At 53.9% G+C, this 16044-nt stretch carries 15 protein-coding genes; 9 read left to right on the forward strand and 6 right to left on the reverse strand.

Translation table 11 applies throughout. From position 1 onward, the window contains the following. Positions 1 to 4: 4 nt before the first annotated feature. A complete protein-coding gene (locus ABH899_RS09435) occupies positions 5 to 358 on the forward strand; it encodes a YxeA family protein (protein WP_042228179.1) in 354 nt (117 codons plus the stop codon). Positions 359 to 440: 82 nt separating this feature from the next. On the opposite strand, the gene ABH899_RS09440 is transcribed toward ABH899_RS09435, so the two are convergent. The 6 genes from ABH899_RS09440 to ABH899_RS09465 all read right to left on the reverse strand — a co-directional run bounded on the left by ABH899_RS09440 (position 441) and on the right by ABH899_RS09465 (position 6038). After that, entirely contained in the window at positions 441 to 1883 is a 1443-nt protein-coding gene (locus tag ABH899_RS09440) for a sensor histidine kinase (RefSeq protein ID WP_369995765.1), read from the reverse strand. Between the two features lie 6 nt (positions 1884 to 1889). Next, positions 1890 to 2591: a response regulator transcription factor gene (locus ABH899_RS09445; RefSeq protein ID WP_369995766.1), complete on the reverse strand. Its 702-nt coding sequence runs from the start codon at positions 2589 to 2591 to the stop codon at positions 1890 to 1892. A gap of 335 nt (positions 2592 to 2926) precedes the next feature. Then, a complete protein-coding gene (locus tag ABH899_RS09450) occupies positions 2927 to 4828 on the reverse strand; it encodes a glycosyl hydrolase family 18 protein (protein WP_369995768.1) in 1902 nt (633 codons plus the stop codon). A 131-nt stretch (positions 4829 to 4959) separates the two neighbouring features. Then, on the reverse strand, positions 4960 to 5235 hold the full coding sequence (locus ABH899_RS09455; protein WP_009674362.1) for a DUF2653 family protein: 276 nt from the start codon (positions 5233 to 5235) through the stop codon (positions 4960 to 4962). Then, a complete protein-coding gene (locus tag ABH899_RS09460) occupies positions 5232 to 5663 on the reverse strand; it encodes a hypothetical protein (RefSeq protein WP_016424029.1) in 432 nt (143 codons plus the stop codon). Before ABH899_RS09460 ends, ABH899_RS09455 begins: the two co-directional genes overlap by 4 nt. A 213-nt stretch (positions 5664 to 5876) precedes the next feature. After that, entirely contained in the window at positions 5877 to 6038 is a 162-nt protein-coding gene (locus ABH899_RS09465; RefSeq protein WP_218229964.1) for a DUF1540 domain-containing protein, read from the reverse strand. Positions 6039 to 6271: 233 nt separating this feature from the next. On the opposite strand from ABH899_RS09465, the gene ABH899_RS09470 reads away from it, so the two are divergent. From ABH899_RS09470 to ABH899_RS09505, 8 genes are all read left to right on the forward strand, one after another. Further along, positions 6272 to 6814 (forward strand): DUF309 domain-containing protein, encoded by a 543-nt coding sequence (locus ABH899_RS09470; protein ID WP_369995769.1) that lies wholly within the window; start codon positions 6272 to 6274, stop codon positions 6812 to 6814. Continuing rightward, on the forward strand, positions 6811 to 7539 hold the full coding sequence (locus ABH899_RS09475) for a response regulator transcription factor (RefSeq protein WP_369995771.1): 729 nt from the start codon (positions 6811 to 6813) through the stop codon (positions 7537 to 7539). The genes ABH899_RS09470 and ABH899_RS09475 overlap by 4 nt, the downstream gene beginning before the upstream one ends. Then, entirely contained in the window at positions 7526 to 9055 is a 1530-nt protein-coding gene (locus ABH899_RS09480) for a sensor histidine kinase (protein WP_369995772.1), read from the forward strand. The genes ABH899_RS09475 and ABH899_RS09480 overlap by 14 nt, the downstream gene beginning before the upstream one ends. Positions 9056 to 9218: 163 nt before the next feature. Continuing rightward, positions 9219 to 9905, forward strand: a complete 687-nt coding sequence (locus tag ABH899_RS09485; protein ID WP_369995773.1) for a hypothetical protein — start codon at positions 9219 to 9221, stop codon at positions 9903 to 9905. Between the two features lie 3 nt (positions 9906 to 9908). After that, entirely contained in the window at positions 9909 to 11618 is a 1710-nt protein-coding gene (locus tag ABH899_RS09490; RefSeq protein ID WP_369995775.1) for a permuted SH3 domain-containing protein, read from the forward strand. A gap of 27 nt (positions 11619 to 11645) precedes the next feature. Then, the gene (locus ABH899_RS09495; protein WP_369995776.1) at positions 11646 to 12356 is read left to right on the forward strand and encodes an ABC transporter ATP-binding protein; all 711 of its coding nucleotides are present in this window, start codon (positions 11646 to 11648) and stop codon (positions 12354 to 12356) included. Continuing rightward, positions 12353 to 13531 (forward strand): ABC transporter permease, encoded by a 1179-nt coding sequence (locus tag ABH899_RS09500; RefSeq protein WP_009674345.1) that lies wholly within the window; start codon positions 12353 to 12355, stop codon positions 13529 to 13531. The genes ABH899_RS09495 and ABH899_RS09500 overlap by 4 nt, the downstream gene beginning before the upstream one ends. Before the next feature lie 32 nt (positions 13532 to 13563). Further along, a complete protein-coding gene (locus tag ABH899_RS09505; RefSeq protein ID WP_369995777.1) occupies positions 13564 to 15843 on the forward strand; it encodes a COG1361 family protein in 2280 nt (759 codons plus the stop codon). Positions 15844 to 16044 lie beyond the last annotated feature (201 nt).

Below are 16044 nucleotides of genomic sequence, written 5' to 3' on the forward strand. Positions count from 1 at the left end.
TGAGATGAGAAAATTTCTAATTACTATTGGTATTCTGTTTGTTATAGGAGCTGTAGGTGTCTTTGCTCTAGCTAAAATTGACTTCAATCGCTTCAATGCCGAAAGTTACTATTTACAAATAACAGAGGACGGGAAACCCCATGAATATAAACTGAGCGATGGTACAGTGATGACCTCCTATTCGTATACACTAGATGCTACAAATGCCAAAGGTAAAACAATTCCACTTGAATTTAATGCACAAAAAAATCTTCGTAAAGGAGCCTACTTGAAAATGTATGTAAAAAAAGGCGATCAAGTATCCTCATACGATGAAGTGAAATTAGAGGATATTCCGCAAAAGGCACAAAAAAACTAATAAATTGAAGAAGGGCTGTCTCCAAAAAAGGAAGTGGAGAACAGCCCTTTTCTCTGCCTAATGAGTAAGTAAGGCAATTGTATTATAAAAGTATAGTAATGGTGGTTCCAATATGTTCAACGCTCTTCAAATCGAGTTTCCCCTCATGAGCCCAAATAATGTCTCTTGCGATTGCCATTCCTAACCCAGTACCATGCTTGCTTGCCGTATTTGTACCCCGATAGTAGCGTTCGAAAACCTGTTCCAGATCTTTAGCTGGAATACCATGGCCATTATCAGAAATCGAAATTTGAGTATGAAATTCTGGACCTGGAGATAGGCTGCCGGACGGGTGCTCTTGTCCATATTTTAGATGAATGGTTTCCACTCGAATCTTCACCACGACATTTTTATCGTTATGCACCAGCGCGTTGTAGATAAAGTTAAGGATCGCTCGTTTTAGTAATTTTTTATCCACTTTATGCACGGCTTTAACCACATTTGCTTCAAACTCTACCTGCCGTTCACCAAATGTCAGGTCATTTAAAAGTTCAATCGTCATTTCTCGTAGAAACTGAACGAGATTCACATCTTCGAATTGCAGGGATAGCTGGTGATTACGCAAACGCATTGTTAAGTTGAGGTCATCTAACAAATCTTTCATATACATAGATTTACTCTTGATAATGGATGTGTATTCCTGTAATTCTTGGGCTGTTAAATCTGTGGCACTGTCGTTTATAAATTCTGCATAACCTTGAATAGAAGCAAGTGGTGTTTTCATGTCATGCGAAACATTGCTAATCCATTCCTCGCGCATTTGGTCGAGACGCTTACGTTCCTCTTCATGTCGATCGAGCTTTTCAGATAGTTCATTCATATTACGAAAAACATCTTCATAAACGCCTCTGGGAGTAGGCATTTTCTTAAAACGTCGTTCCCTAAGTTGTTGAATACCATCTATTAAGGTATGAAGTGGTGCAGTTAACTTTTTCCCAAATAAAAATCCAACGATGATTACAATAAGAACATCAACGATAAAAAAAATGGAAAGAAAAACATTAACGTCCTTAAAAATTTTAGCATAGTCATAGGTCGTTACGTAGCGGGCTACTTTCGGATTTTTAATCCCTAAAAAGTAACTAAAATTTTGAGCTTTGCTGACAAAAACAGTCGTGCTTGCATCTAATTCTTTATATTTATACATTTGTACAATTTCAATAGGGGAATACTCTGTTTGCAATTCTTCAGGTGTATAAAATGCTGATACTTGCTCCCCATGGTTATTCAAGAATTGTACCCAAGCGCTCATATCTTGTAGTTTTTTGAGGCCTTCTTCGCTCACAACCGGTTTGCCGGAATGTAGTTCTACATATTGTGAAAAGGTCCGGCTAAAGGTTTCTGCAGACGCTTCTTCAGTGCCGAAAATATTATACTTTAGCTGCATAAAGAATAGGGAAAGGAACAAAATCGCGTTTACAATACCAACGATCACAACAATAGTCATAACCGATCTTAAAAAGCGGAGTGTCAATTTCCATTTCAACTTGTCTCACCCCTTGGTATGTAATTTATAACCTAACCCTTTAACCGTTAATAAAAAGGAAGGCTTTGAAGGGTCTACCTCAATTTTTTCGCGTAAGCGCCGAATATGTACCATCACTGTATTATCGGAACCCAAAAAATCTTCACCCCACACCTGTCCAAACAAGGTTTCTTTGCTTATTATCTGATTCGGATGATGCATAAAACAGCTCATTAAACCGACTTCTTTGGCGGTAAGCACAACGGCTTCGCCATTCTTTTTTAATTCTGTCTCATTGGCACTAAGCTCAAAGGGGCCAACTTGCAAACTTTTCGGAGCCTTTTTTTCCTCTGAAAATCCAGCCCTTCTCAATTGTGCTTTTACCCGATAAGCGACTTCTTTCGGACTGAACGGTTTAGTAATATAATCATCGCCACCTATCGCCAGTCCTAAAAGCTTATTAATTTCCTCATCCTTTGCAGACATAAATAAGATCGGTGCATTTGACGTTTCCCGAATTTTCCTGCATAAATCATATCCTTCTCCATCTGGCAGCATAATATCTAGCAAAATAAGCTCAGGATTATACTCCTGAAACTTTTCCCAACCCTCCGCAACGGTCCCGGCAGTTACAACGTCTGCAATACCTTCTTTATGTAAAACTGTCTTCATCAGACGCGCTAAATCATCTTCATCGTCAATGATTAAAACCCATTTATGACTTACCATTTGTTTCCCTCCATAACACACTCTTTATCTACATTATAAAGTACCCTTTAATTCTTTCGTAAACAAATTCACGGTTCATACCCATGAAGCCGCTGAACACTTCCAAGTATTGGAATAAATCCCTGGTTTATTCGATGAATTCAGACTGGGTATAGCTAGTTGTTGATTCACAAGTACCAGTCATTGATGAGATGTTCTTATTAATTCTTTAATATAATAGCTGCTGAAGATATTGACGGTAGTTTGCATAATTAAGCGAGTGTGTATGATTTTTCACCTAGAATTTTAAGAATTCCATCCCAAAAAAAGCTGGCACCCAAAGGTGCCAGCTTTTTCTATTTCTCCTGCAGCATCATTTCCCACAGCTGCGGGGTGTCGTAGCCGAGACGCCAGGCGGCGACGCCGGCTAAGTCGTACTTGCGCGCGATAGCCAGGCGCTGCTTGACCGTGTCGTTGTCTTCCAGCCAGAACACGTGCTTTTTGCCGTCTTCGGTATAGTCGACCCGGTACTGCTTGAACTCGTTGTCCCACGTTTTAACGGCTTTTTTGGCCGTGATGAGCGCGGGGATGTCCTTGAGCAGGATCGCCTTGTTCTCTACTGGCTTGCCAGCGGCATCCAGGGTCCAGTCACGGACGTAGTAGGGGATGCCCATGATCAGCTTGTCGCGCGGAATCCCATAGCTCAGGAATTCGATCACGCCCTGCTCGGCCCAGGGGAGACCGGATACGGAGCCCGGCTCCGTGCTGCCTTTCCAATATTGGTCGTAGGCCATGATGGCGATGTAATCCACGTACGAAGCGAGTTTCTCATGGTCATACGCGGTTTTGTCGTTCCATTTGATGCTTCCGCGTGGCAGATCGATCGAAACGCTCAATTTTTTCGCGTGAGCGGCATCCGCAAACTGCTTGACGAAAGCAGTGTAGCTCGCCCGGTCTTTGGCACTCAGGCTTTCAAAGTCGAGATTGAGTCCGTCCACTTTCAAAGCGGCGGCTTTGTCGACGATCTGGCGGATGAAGGCGGTCTGCGCAGCGGGATTCGCCAGGAAAGCCGAGGTCATTTCCGCATTAAACTGATTGTTGATCAGGGGATACACGGTAAATCCCTGTTTTTTGAGCCAGTCGACCGTAGCCGCTTCGGATTTGTCGTCGACTTTGCCGCTCGCGTCCGCGAGCTGGAAGTAGGTAGGCGATACCACATCAAGGCCGACGGTGCCGGAAGCTTGCGCTTGGATGGTCGAGGCCGCGGAAGATCCCGTCCAGCCCCAGTACTGCATTTTGCGGAGATTATCCCAGATGACGTTGCGGTCCAGAGTGCGGATCGTGCTGTTCGAATATTTGGATGCGTACTCCAGCGCTTGGGGAATGGTGTTAAAATCCCCGATCAGCGTATTGTTCTGCAAAACTTGATAATATGGATAATTGCTCCAGATAATTTTGCCGTTGTAAGAGATTTCGCTGTGTGCCCAGCGGGAAGCGTATGCCGCAGCCGCGTCCAGCGATTGGAATTCACTCAGAAAATTGTCGCTCTGATACACTTTGTAGGAAGCCTCGTTCGTATGCACAACCGCATTGTCGGTCGTTCTGACGACTTTGGAACCTCCCCATTTGAGAGATTCGTTGACCGCGTCTTCCAGATAAGCGAAGCTCCAGGCGGGCGGCGAATATGTATCCTGATAGACCCGGTAGACAGGCGTTCCGGAACGGAGCGAGCTTTTGTCGGCGGCGCTGATGTTGTCCCAGACCCACTTGTTCGTGCCCAGGTCGATGATATGGGCGTGCCTCCACTTACGGGCTTCGGCGGTCGCGTCGGCCAGCGTCGTGAAATCCCACGATGACTGCGTGTTGTCGCCCTGATAAACACGGTATCTGGGATAGTTGTTCCAAACCCAGCCGCCGCTCTGCAAATCTCTCACGCTCGCATGTCCCCAGCGTCTGGCTTCAGCAACGGCCGCGTCCAGAGTAGGAAACGTCCATTGAGGCTGTGTAAAATCATATTGAAACACCTGATAACGGGGAAAGTTGTTCCAAAGCCACTTGCGTGTGGAGATTTCTTCGACGTGGGAATTTTTGAACTGCTTGGCATAGACCTCGGCCTGACTGTAGTCGGAGAGCTCCGTTACGATTTTGTTGTTCTGGTAAACCCGGTATTTCGTGGTTTTGTCCGCCGCCTGAGCCTGCAGGGGGGAGCAAAGACTGACGACGACGGCTCCTGTTAGTATCCAACGCACTGCTTTCATTTATCACGCCTCTTTCTATCAATCTTCCTACTATTTGACGTTCGGCCGGGCCGTTTAGTTGCGTTTTCCGGGATAAAAAAGAAAAAGCCTCCCCGGCCTCTGCCGGAAAAGGCTTTTTCCAATCTCATCGTCTACTCGTGGATATAAGCGACGATTTCGTCTTCGAGATCGAGCTGGATCTGATCGCGGAAAACGCGGATTTGCTGCTGGCTCAGATACTGCATGATGGCCTCATAAATGTTAGCCTCGATCAGAATCTGATTGCGGCCTTCCGCGAATACTTCCGCCGAGAATCCGAGATCCTCGTCCCACATGAGGACAACCTCGACTTGGGAAGGGTGGAGCTGTTTGCGCTGCGCCATGTTGACGCATAACGCGTTTGTGATTTCCTGTTCGGTCAGTTTCATGTCAGGTTGTGCTTCTCCTTCAGCTTATCGGCTTTACGCTTGTCCATGAAGTAGACGACAATGCGGCGGATCACCATTACGATGAGCAGGATCGCAAGCATGTTGACCATGAAGCCGAGTACGTTGCCGAGCATTCCCATGCCGCCGAACAATCCTCCGAAGAGCATGCCGGCCAGACCGCCGATCAGAAGGCCTTTCATCAGACCGCCGCTGAAAAATCCGCGTTTTTGAGTCGGAGCGGTAGACGTCGTTTTGGACGAATTGCTTGGTGTCGATTTGTTCACGCTTGAATCGTTGGATTTATTGGTTGTGGACGGTGTATACGATTTTTTGGTGGAGCTGTACGACTTCTTGGCCTCGACGGTTCCAGGCATAGTCACCGAAAACGTAAGCATGCAGGCCATAACTAAAAGCAACCATTTCTTCAAAATATATGTCCCCCTTAAATAATTATGCGAACGATGTTCGTCTGCAAACATGTTATACGTGCCGGAGCGGGAGACGGTTTCACTTTTTTATAAAAATTTTAGGGGAGGCCCAAAATTTCGACAATCACTGATAATAATTATCATTATTGGTTACAATGGCTTTAGGAAAACAAAAAAAGAGGCCCGTGAAAGGCCTCTCTTTTCCGGAAAGCATCAGGACAATTTCGTTTCGAACGTTTTGCAGTCGGTTTCTTCGGAATGACGGGCCTGATTGCCGCCGTGGTGGCTCACGACATAAATCGATTCGGCCGCGCATTTGTTTCCGTTGGACCAGTGTTTGCAGGAATTCACTTCACACAGAACATCTTTAGCCATGCGGATTCACCTCCCTTTTCCAGCTTTATTAGGGTGGGCGTATTCGGCATGGTTTTATACGTGCGCGGCCAATAAAATTTTAAATTTTACGGGCATCCGGCAAGTTTTTTTAGCGATGTTCCGATCTCTGGGGATATCCGTCTAAGGCGACGTTGGACGATGCCGCGTATTTTGGTTAACATGGAATGGAAGGCATGATGTCGGCGATTATTTGGGATGAGGGGAAACGGACTATGGAGCGTTATCCGAAAGAGGTACTGGATTATTTGGTTCATTTTCACGGGGACCGTGATTTTTTTGAATGTCACGAGATTTTGGAAGAATACTGGAAAGAAAATCCGGGCCTTCCGTATGCGGAAACGTTGGTCGGTTTGATCCAGGTGGCCGTCGGCCTCTACCATCAACGGAGAGGGAACAAGGCGGGGGCCGTTAAAATGCTGGGCAGTTCTCTCTCTTATCTGAAAGAGGAAGATTTGAAAGGTCTCGGCATGGCGGGGGAAGACCTGGTTGCCCGGGTGCGGCAAAGAGTGCGGGAAGCGGAGCTTGATACGGTGCCGTACGCAGATCTGGACCTTCCCGTAGAAGATCCTTCCTTGCTGGAAGCGTGCAAGCGTGAGTGCGCTCTGCGCGGATTCGGTTGGGGAGCGGCGAGCGACGCGGGCAATCTCATGCTGATCGACCGCCACAAGCTGCGGGACCGCAGCGATGTCGTGGAGGAAAGAGCGCGCCAGCTGGAAGCCAGGAAGCTGCGACGGAAGGGAGGCGAGGACCGATGAAGGACAAAATCGCGGTCGTCGACGACGAGCCGTACATTGCCGAAGTGGCCCGCCTCTATCTGGAGCATGCCGGGTACCAGCCGCTGATCGTGGATCACGCGGCGGAGGTGCTCCCTCTGCTGCGGGAGCAAAATCCGTCGCTCGTGATCCTTGACGTGATGCTGCCGGACGGGTCCGGCTTCGACGTGTGCCGCTCGATTCGCTCCATGAACAAGCCGCTCTGCGACGTCCCGGTCATTATGCTGACCGCGCGCGGCGAAGCGTTCGACAAGCTGGAGGGCTTCAATGTCGGAGCGGACGACTATCTCGTGAAGCCCTTCGATCCCAGCGAGCTGATCGCGCGGGTCAAAGCGGTTCTCCGGCGCAGCAAACCGGAAGAAACGGCCGCCGCGCCCACCGATCCGTCGCTGCCCCAGCCGATCCGCATCGGCACCCTGACCATCGACTTCGCCCGTTACCGGGTCGAGCTGGAGGGGAGCCGGATCGATTTGACGCCGAAGGAGACGGAGCTTCTCTATTTCCTCGCCAGCAGGGCGGGGAGGGTGTTTTCACGGGACGATCTGCTCGCCGGCGTCTGGGCGTTCGATTTTCCGGGCGGCACGAGAACGGTGGATGCCCACGTCAAAAATTTGCGCAAAAAGCTGGGCAGCCAACCCGAATGGCGGATCGAAACGCTTTGGGGGATCGGCTATTCGTTCGAGGTGACGGCGCATGAGAAGGGCTGAGCGCCTTCTGGAGTTTTGGCGGGGGCGGTTCGGCAGTTTGTACCTGCGGGTCTTTCTTTTGTTCCTTGCCGTGTGCGTGCTGTTTTTCGTGGGACTGGCCTTGTTCTGGAACATGTATTTCCAAAATTTCTTTTACAAAGACAAGCAGGAATTTCTGAAGAAGGGCTACGTGGAGGTAACCAAGCTGCTGTCTCCATTCCAGGAAGGAACCCTGTCCACCCGGGAGCTGCGGATGGCGACACGCATCGTCGCACGCGGAGTGAACGGGCGGATTTTTCTCGTGGACGGCAAAGGAGTTATTCTGAACGGGTCCACCGAATACGAGACGTTCAAGCTGCCGCCGACCCTGGAAAAATCGCTGGGCAGCGGCCTGGAAGGCAAGTCGGGATTCCTCTTCGACGAGCCGCCGAGCGAGAGGCGGCCGGGCGACAAGCGCCCGATGGACACGCTGCTGACGTACTATGCGCCGGCCCAGATCGGCGGCGAAACGATTGTCGTCTTCCTGCAGGTGCCCGTGGCGGAAATACGGCAGACGATCTCGGTCATCCGGCTGATCATCCTGCTGCCGCTCCTCTTCTCGCTGCTGGCCGTCGGACTGCTGCTTTATTTCATTTCGCGCCGGATGACGGCCCCGCTGAAGCAGATGAACGAGCTCGCCTCGGCCATCGAGCAGGGAGACTTGTCCCTGCGTGTGCCTGTCACCTCGAAGGACGAGGTAGGCGAGCTGGCGGAGAGCTTCAACCGCGTGGTCGACCGGCTCCAGGAGTGGGAAGGCACGCGCCAGGAGTTCCTGGCCCAGGTCTCCCACGAGCTGCGCTCCCCGCTGACCTCGCTCAGAGGGCTGATCTCCGCCATGCGGGACGGGATTATCGAGCCGGACAAGTACGGCCACTACTTCCGGATCTGCGAGTCGGAGGTCCGCCGTCTGGAGCGGCTCGTCCAGGAACTGCTCGATCTGGCCCGCATCCAGAACGGAGCCGGACTGCGCGAGCTGAAGCCGGTGGACATGGTGGCCGAGACCGAGGAAGTGCTGGACGTGATGCGGGAGATTTTCGCCCGCAAGCGGCTGGAGCTGGCCGAGCAGGTTGACGTGCCCGCCGGGGAAGGATTGTTCGCCCGCCTCGACGCCGACCGCTATGCGCAAATTGTGCACAATTTGCTGTACAACGCGGTACAATTCACGCCCGAAGGCGGGACGGTTAAGGTCCGGCTGGAGCGGAAAGCGGACAAAGCGGTTCTCACCGTGAGCGATACGGGGATCGGGATGACGGCGGAGGAAACCCAGCGGATCTGGGAGAAGTTCCACAAAGTCGACCGCACCCGCGGGGGGACGACGGAAGGCGTCGGACTCGGTCTGACGATTGTGAAGCATCTGGTCGAGGCCATGAACGGCCGGATTACCGTACAGAGCCGGCCCGGGGAAGGCACCTCTTTTTACGTGGAGTTTGCACGTGTAAGCGGAAGCGGCGGGTATCCGGGCGGAAAACCGGGCGATTCGGATTCCTCCGCTGGATGATTTTCACATTTCTTTTACAAATCGAGCATCTTTTCATCAAAGCCGTTTCTTATCCTGTTCATAGGGACAGGTTGAGATGGCGGCAAGGCAAAGCAAGTGCCAGAACGTCGTTAGACCAATCCTGCCCTTCGGGGCAGGATTTTTTGCGTTGGGGGAGGGGGCCATGAGTTATCGCCGGAAGCTTCATTCGCGCTGGATAGGGGCGGCCTGCCTGCTGCCTCTTGCGATTACGTTCACGCTTGCGTTTGCGGGCAGCCGGTCTCTTCATACGGATACGCTTGAACCGGCGGCAGCATTCTCCGCTTCACAGCCCGTTTATGAAGCAAACGGGGCTGCCGCTTTTCAAACCGGGAACCGCCCGGAGAATACGGAACCTGCCATACAGACGAGCAGGGAACGCCTTCTGGTTTTGTTCTGCGCAACGCTGCTCGAGGTCGGGAAAGAACCGGGCTTTTCACTTACCCCTGCGCAGGCGGAACAGCTTGCCGGGATCCTTCAGCGCAGCGTCGGCCGCGGTGAAATGACGCAGGAGGAGAGCGAGGAAGCAAAGCGCCTGCTTACGGGGAAGCAGAGAAATATGTTTGAGAAGGTTTTTGCGGACGACGCCAAACGAAGGTTACAGGGGCGCGCCCGCGAAACCGGAGGAAACCGGGAACACTGCGGCGATACGGCTCCCTATTTTTACGACAGCGTTCCTGACGGAGGAACAGATCCGGCCCAGGAATCTTCGGCTTTCCGGCCTGCGGAATGCGGGCCGCTTAAGGACGAGCCGGAACTAAATCTGGAGCAGCAGACACTGCATATGTTGAACCGCCAAAAATCGGCGGCCATCACAGGGAGGAACAAATAGACGATGAAATGGTCAGGTAAAGTAATCGGAATGAGCTTGGCCGGCGTTCTGCTGGTCGGAGCCGGAGGCTATTTTGCTTTCGGAGCCGTTAAAAAGCCGATGGCGGGCGCCGCCGCTCAAGAGGTTGTGGTTGCCGTCAAGAAAGGGGATATCCGCTCCACGGTTTCGGGGACGGCCCAATTCGAGCCGAAAGAAAAACAGACGATCGTCTCTCCTGCGGACGCCACGATTAAAGTGATGCATCTTACGCGGAATATGCCCGTTAAAGCGGGGGACGTGCTTGTAGAGCTGGGCAGTCCGACACTGGAAAATAATTTACAAAAAGCGCTGATGACCCAGGCGGACATCGAGAAACAGATCGCCGAGCTGCGGCAGCAGCAGGCCAACATGGGAACTTCCGCTCCAATCGGCGGACAGCTTGTGCTCGCTCCCAATATTGAAGTCGGCTCAAACGTCAATAAAAATACAAAGATCGCGACGGTCAACGATACGACCAATCTGCTGGCTTCGGCGCTTTTTCCGTACGAGGAAGCTTTGCAGCTCCGCAGCGGAGAAGAAATCGACCTGACCGTCGACGGGTTTTCGCTAACCAAAACAGGCAGGGTGGACGCTGTGAACAAGACAGGCAAGTCCGACGGAAAAGGCGGAAAAGCGCTTGAAGTGCAGATCCGTATCCAAAACGACGGCACGCTCGATGCCGGACTGAAAGTGAAGGCATCCGCAAGGATCGGGAACGTTTCTGTGGATGCGGTGGCCGAGAGCTCGCTGGAATATGCCAAATCGGCGCCGGTCGTAGCGGGTGTGCAGGGCACCGTTTCTTCACTTCCGAACAAGTCGGGAACTCTGGTCAAGGCGGGGGCCAGCGTGGCGGTGCTGGAGAACGATACTATCCAGAGCGACATTTCCGATAAGGAAGCGGCACTGGAGCAGCAAAAGCTGGCCGTGCAGGAGGCCCGGGACAAAGTGGCCGATCTGGTTGTAAAGGCTCCTTTTGACGGCGTGTTCTCGACTGACTTTGTTAATACGAAAGAAAACATTCTCGCGAGTCTGACGCCCGGAGCCAAAGTCAAAAACGCGTTCGAATTCGGCGCCGTGGCGAATATGGACCTGATGCAGCTGCCGATCCAGGTGGATGAGCTCGACCTGAATGCGATCAAAACCGGCATGAAAGCCGAAGTGTCGGTCGACTCTTTGCAGGGGAAAAAGTTCGAAGGCGAAGTGACGCAAATCTCCAGCATGGGCACGACGACTAACGGGGTGACGTTCTACGACGTGATTTTGGCCGTCAAAAATACAAACGAGCTGAAATACGGCATGACGGCGACCGCGAATATTCTGATCGAAAATAAAACGGGCGTCCTGTACGTGTCACCCGAAGCCCTTCAGTCACGCCAGGGTAAGCGCTACGTCACCCTTAAGAAAGCGGACGGTACGACGGAGGCGCAGCATGAGGTGAAGATCGGTATCCGCAGTACGACCCAGGTGGAAATCACCGAAGGGCTGAAGGAAGGCGACAAGGTCGTGGTGCCTCAGAAAACCCAGCAGACGAAAATGACCCAGCAGGAGATCGACCGGCTCAGGCAGCAGTATCAAGGGGGCCAAGGCGGTCAGGGCGGAGGAGGCTTCCAAGGCGGAGGCGGATTCCCGGGCGGAACCCAGGGAGGCCAGAGCGGCCAAGGCGGCGGAGGCCAGCGTGCGAACCAGTCGAGATAAGGCAGGTCGGTCAAGGAGGTGATTGGCATGAATATGATTGAACTTCAGGGCATTACGAAAGTGTACCGCCAAGGCGCCCAGGAGCTGACGATTCTGAAGAAGCTGGATTTATCGGTCGCCGCCGGTGAATTTGTGGCCATCGTAGGTCCGAGCGGTTCCGGAAAATCCACGTTGATGAATACGCTGGGTCTCCTGGACGTTCCGACGACCGGCAGCTACTTTCTCGACGGTGTCCAGACCGAGCGCTTATCGGACAATCAGTTGTCGGAACTGCGCAACCGCAAGATCGGATTTATTTTTCAGCAGTTTAATCTGCTTCCCCGCTTGTCGGCTTTCGAGAATGTGGAGCTGCCGATGATTTATGCGGGCATTCCCGCCAAGCAGCGGGCGGAGAAAGCGCGAGCCGTGCTGGAGAAGCTCGGCATGAAAGGGCGGGAGCATCACAAGCCCAGCGAACTGTCGGGAGGCCAGCAGCAGCGTGTGGCCATTGCCCGCTCGCTTACCTTATCGCCGCCTCTGCTGCTGGCCGACGAACCGACGGGCGCGCTGGACACGCGGACCGGGCAGGAAGTGCTGGAGCTCATTCTCGAGCTGAACGGGCAGGGGCATACCATCGCGCTGATCACGCACGATCTGCTTATCGCGGACTGCGCGAAACGTATCGTGTCGATCCGGGACGGGGAAATCGTGGGAGACCGGCTCAGCCTGCCGCAGGCGGCACAGGGGGTGCCCTCATGAAATTCACCGAGCTGATCCGGATGGCGATGAAGACGGTGACCGGCAGCCCGCTCCGCACGTTTCTTACGATGCTGGGCGTGATCATCGGCGTCTGTTCCGTCATCGCGCTCGTGGCGCTGGGCAACGGAACGACCGACAAGATCAAGGCCCAGTACGAAAATCTGGGCACGAATCTGCTCGTCGTGAACGTAAACGGCATGGGCCGCGCCACTCAACTGGATTACAACGAGCTGATGCAGTTCGAGGGCTTCCCCGAAATTAGCGCGATCGCGCCGACGATGACCAAGAACGGAGCCCATATCAAAGCGGACCGCACGCAGGATACGTCCAATGTGATCGGGACGAACGACCGTTACCAGAGCATCGTCAAAGCCGATGTGGCTTCGGGCCGGTTCTTAAGCCCGTCGGATCTGGAGTTCCGGAGCAAAGTGGCGGTAATCGGCAGCGAGGTTGCCAAAACGTATTTCGGGACGCTCGATCCGGTAGGAGAGACGATCCGCATTGAAGGCATTCCGTTTACCGTCATCGGGCAGCTGAAAGAAAAAGGCTCGAATATCGGCGGCACCTCCGTGGACAGCTCCATTCTCGTGCCGCTGGAGACGGCGCGCCGCCAGTTCCAGCTCGGAACGATCCGGACGACCTATATCGAAGCCCCGACGCGTGACGATATTTACAAAGCGCAAAACACGATGAAGTCGTATCTCACTTACAAATTCAAATCCGATACGGGATTTACCCTGATCAATCAGGATGAGCTGCTGGCCGCGAGCACGAAAGCGACCGATACGCTTACCAAACAGCTTGTCAGCGTGGCCGCGATTTCTCTGCTTGTAGGGGGCATCGGCATTATGAACATCATGCTGGTCACCGTAAGCGAAAGGACCCGCGAAATCGGAATCCGCAAGTCGATCGGAGCCAAGCGCCGGAGCATTCTGCTGCAGTTTCTCGTGGAGGCAACCGTCATCAGCGGGCTGGGCGGCCTGTTCGGTCTGCTGCTCGGCATCGGCATCGTGTACGGCTGGCCGCTCTTTTCCAAAGAGCAGACCTTGCGCCTGTCGCTGGACGTTTGTCTGTACGCGTTCGCGTTCTCGGTGCTGGTCGGCGTCGTATTCGGCCTTTATCCGGCGAACAAAGCTTCCAAGCTGCATCCGATCGACGCGCTGCGTTCCGATTAAATCCGCCCGAATTCATCTCAGGAGGTAACGAAGTGGAAAAAGACAAACGCAACAAGCTCCCTAAACTGCTCGTCACACTCACAGCCGCTGTCGCCATCTCTTCCGCGGGCTGGTCCGGCCCTTTCACCGGCAAGGCTTCCGCCGGAGCGGCAGGGATTTTCGTATCGCCGAAAGTTTACTTTACCGTCGAAGACGTATCTTTGGCCAAAGGGACCAGCAAAAGCTCTCTGCACTTCACGCTGCTGCTTCACAATGAAGGAAGCGGAACCGTCGATCTGAACGCGTTTGCGGTCAGCGTGAACGCGCCGGACGGAAGCAGATACACCCCTAAGCTCAGCGGAACTTCCTCCGCCCGGGTGTGGCCGGATTCGACGGGACGCTACATATACACGGCCGAGGTTTCCTCGCAGGCTTCGCTCGATACCTTGAAGCTTTCGCTGAACCGCTGGGCTTCGGACGGAATCTCGAAGGGTGCGGGCATCGGCAGCCTGCCTCTTGCGGCCGACGCGGCTCCCGCTCCGGATAAGCCGGTCCGGGTTCAGCTGAGCGAAGCGGATGCGTCGCTGCCCGAGGACGCTGCGCTGACGATTCGGGCTCAGGACTCCATCCGCTGGAACCGCGACAGCGGGCAGGAGCTGTACACCCACTTGACGGTTGTCAATCAGGGATCGATAGCCCTCAAGTGGAACGACAATGTCCTGCTGTCCGTGCAGGACGCCAAGGGCCGCACCTACACGGCTGCGGTCGTAAGCGGAGCGGATACCCTCCTGGAACCGCAGGAGCCGGCCGTCCTGACGGTGAAAACGTCCGCGGCGGGAAGCGCATCGCCCGGAACGGCCTTGAAGCTCGTACTCAGCGCGAAAAGCAGCGGAGGCACCTTCACGATCGGGACTGTGCCGGTTCCCGATGAAACGACTGCCGTGAGCGTGGGAGAAGCCATCCCATACGTTTACGGGGACGGGCTTGAACTGACGTACCGCAGCGCGGTGGTCAACGCCAAAACTGACGGGACGACCGTGCAGACCGTAGTCGAATTCCGCAATACGGCCAAGGAACACGTCCGGCTGCCGGATTTGTCCGCGGTGTACCAGTTCGGCAGCCGCGCAACCGTCGACGGCGTGATCGACGCGAAGCCGTCCTCGGCTTTTCTCGCCCCGGGCGAATCCGCGTCGTTCCGCTATACCGCGTCTCTGCCGGCGGGCGTCTCCAAAGACGCGATCGAGCTTCTTCTGCTCGCGAAGGAATCGGCGGCGGAGACTACAGCCGAGAGCGGCGGCGGATCAACCGGCTCGGCCGATGCGGCCGGTGCCTCCGGCGCGACCGCCTCGGGCGCGAAGGCGTCCGCTTCGTCCGCCGGGACGACCGCAGGCAGCGGGGCCTCTTCCGCGGCCAAAGCGACCGCCTCGGCGGGTTCTTCCTCCGCAGCCGCAGCGTCGTCCGGCTCCGGCAAGAGCACGGCCGCCGGCTCGACCGGCTACGTGCCGGCGGCCGCGCTGTCCCTCGCCAAGGCGGATTCCGGCAAAGGCGGCGATTATGCGGCCGCCCAGCCGTATACCCTTGGCGAGAAGCTGCCGCTTCCGAACGGAGCATTGGAAGCGGGGCTCGGCGTTTCGCTTGTGGAATTCCACAAGCACGAGAACGAAGAGATCGGCTATCAGACAGCCGTCGCCAAATACAAGTTCACCAACACGTCCGGCAAGACGCTGGATCTGCCGCAGCTCGGCATGGAACTGACCACGCCGGACGGGCTCGTCTATGCGGGCACACGCCAGTCGTCGGCAGCCGCAAGCATTCTTCCGGGCACCGCCGCGGTAGTCAGCTACTCCTACATGATCCCGCCGTCGGACAAGACCGAAACGCTTGCCATGACGATCACGGATGCCAACCAAATGTCACTCGGTTCCTACAAGGTCGCCTTCCAGGCGGAGGCGGGGAGCGGGCCGGTGTCGTTCTATCCGTTCGAGGTTGCGTTTAACGATTCCACGGTCGGCTGGACTTACAGCACGAAGACCGATGCCCAGTATACGTATAAGCTGATTCTGGACATGACGATTACGCGCAAAGAGCAGGTGATCGTGGATTCGAACTTCTCCAAAATGGAGATCGAACTGCTTGATCCCGACAACCGCTCTCTGGCCAGCCAGACGGTTCCGTTCCTGGGCACCGGCCGCCTCGTATCCGGCAAGCAGACGTTTTTCTTCAATGATGTTAAATCGGAGCAGTTCAGCTCCGGCGCCCATTTTAATATCTATGAAGTGATTGAAACTCCGAACGGTCCCGTTAGACGCCTGATCAAAACGATTCAGGGCTGACCGCTATAACTGAAATCACGATAAAACGCCGCCGACAAGCGGCGTTTTTTTCAAGGAAAAAAACTTCACACAGTGATATAATAAAGGTTTTCTCCTATTGTATAATTTCGGGAAAAATATTTCGTTGTAAAATTCCGCTTCCTTTACTAGCATAGAGAGGACGCGTTAATCCGGAAGTAGGGATGAGGGCGCTTATACAGA

This window comes from Paenibacillus sp. RC84, from assembly GCF_041260495.1.
GTDB lineage: Bacteria > Bacillota > Bacilli > Paenibacillales > NBRC-103111 > Paenibacillus_F.

Bases quoted from the DNA above. Each gene is read 5' to 3' on its own strand.
- ABH899_RS09435 (WP_042228179.1), top strand. From the start codon at position 5: ATGAGAAAATTTCTAATTACTATTGGTATTCTGTTTGTTATAGGAGCT.
- ABH899_RS09445 (WP_369995766.1), bottom strand. From the start codon at position 2,591: ATGGTAAGTCATAAATGGGTTTTAATCATTGACGATGAAGATGATTTA.
- ABH899_RS09450 (WP_369995768.1), bottom strand. From the start codon at position 4,828: ATGAAAGCAGTGCGTTGGATACTAACAGGAGCCGTCGTCGTCAGTCTT.
- ABH899_RS09455 (WP_009674362.1), bottom strand. From the start codon at position 5,235: ATGAAACTGACCGAACAGGAAATCACAAACGCGTTATGCGTCAACATG.
- ABH899_RS09465 (WP_218229964.1), bottom strand. From the start codon at position 6,038: ATGGCTAAAGATGTTCTGTGTGAAGTGAATTCCTGCAAACACTGGTCC.
- ABH899_RS09470 (WP_369995769.1), top strand. From the start codon at position 6,272: ATGGAGCGTTATCCGAAAGAGGTACTGGATTATTTGGTTCATTTTCAC.
- ABH899_RS09475 (WP_369995771.1), top strand. From the start codon at position 6,811: ATGAAGGACAAAATCGCGGTCGTCGACGACGAGCCGTACATTGCCGAA.
- ABH899_RS09480 (WP_369995772.1), top strand. From the start codon at position 7,526: ATGAGAAGGGCTGAGCGCCTTCTGGAGTTTTGGCGGGGGCGGTTCGGC.
- ABH899_RS09485 (WP_369995773.1), top strand. From the start codon at position 9,219: ATGAGTTATCGCCGGAAGCTTCATTCGCGCTGGATAGGGGCGGCCTGC.
- ABH899_RS09490 (WP_369995775.1), top strand. From the start codon at position 9,909: ATGAAATGGTCAGGTAAAGTAATCGGAATGAGCTTGGCCGGCGTTCTG.
- ABH899_RS09495 (WP_369995776.1), top strand. From the start codon at position 11,646: ATGAATATGATTGAACTTCAGGGCATTACGAAAGTGTACCGCCAAGGC.
- ABH899_RS09500 (WP_009674345.1), top strand. From the start codon at position 12,353: ATGAAATTCACCGAGCTGATCCGGATGGCGATGAAGACGGTGACCGGC.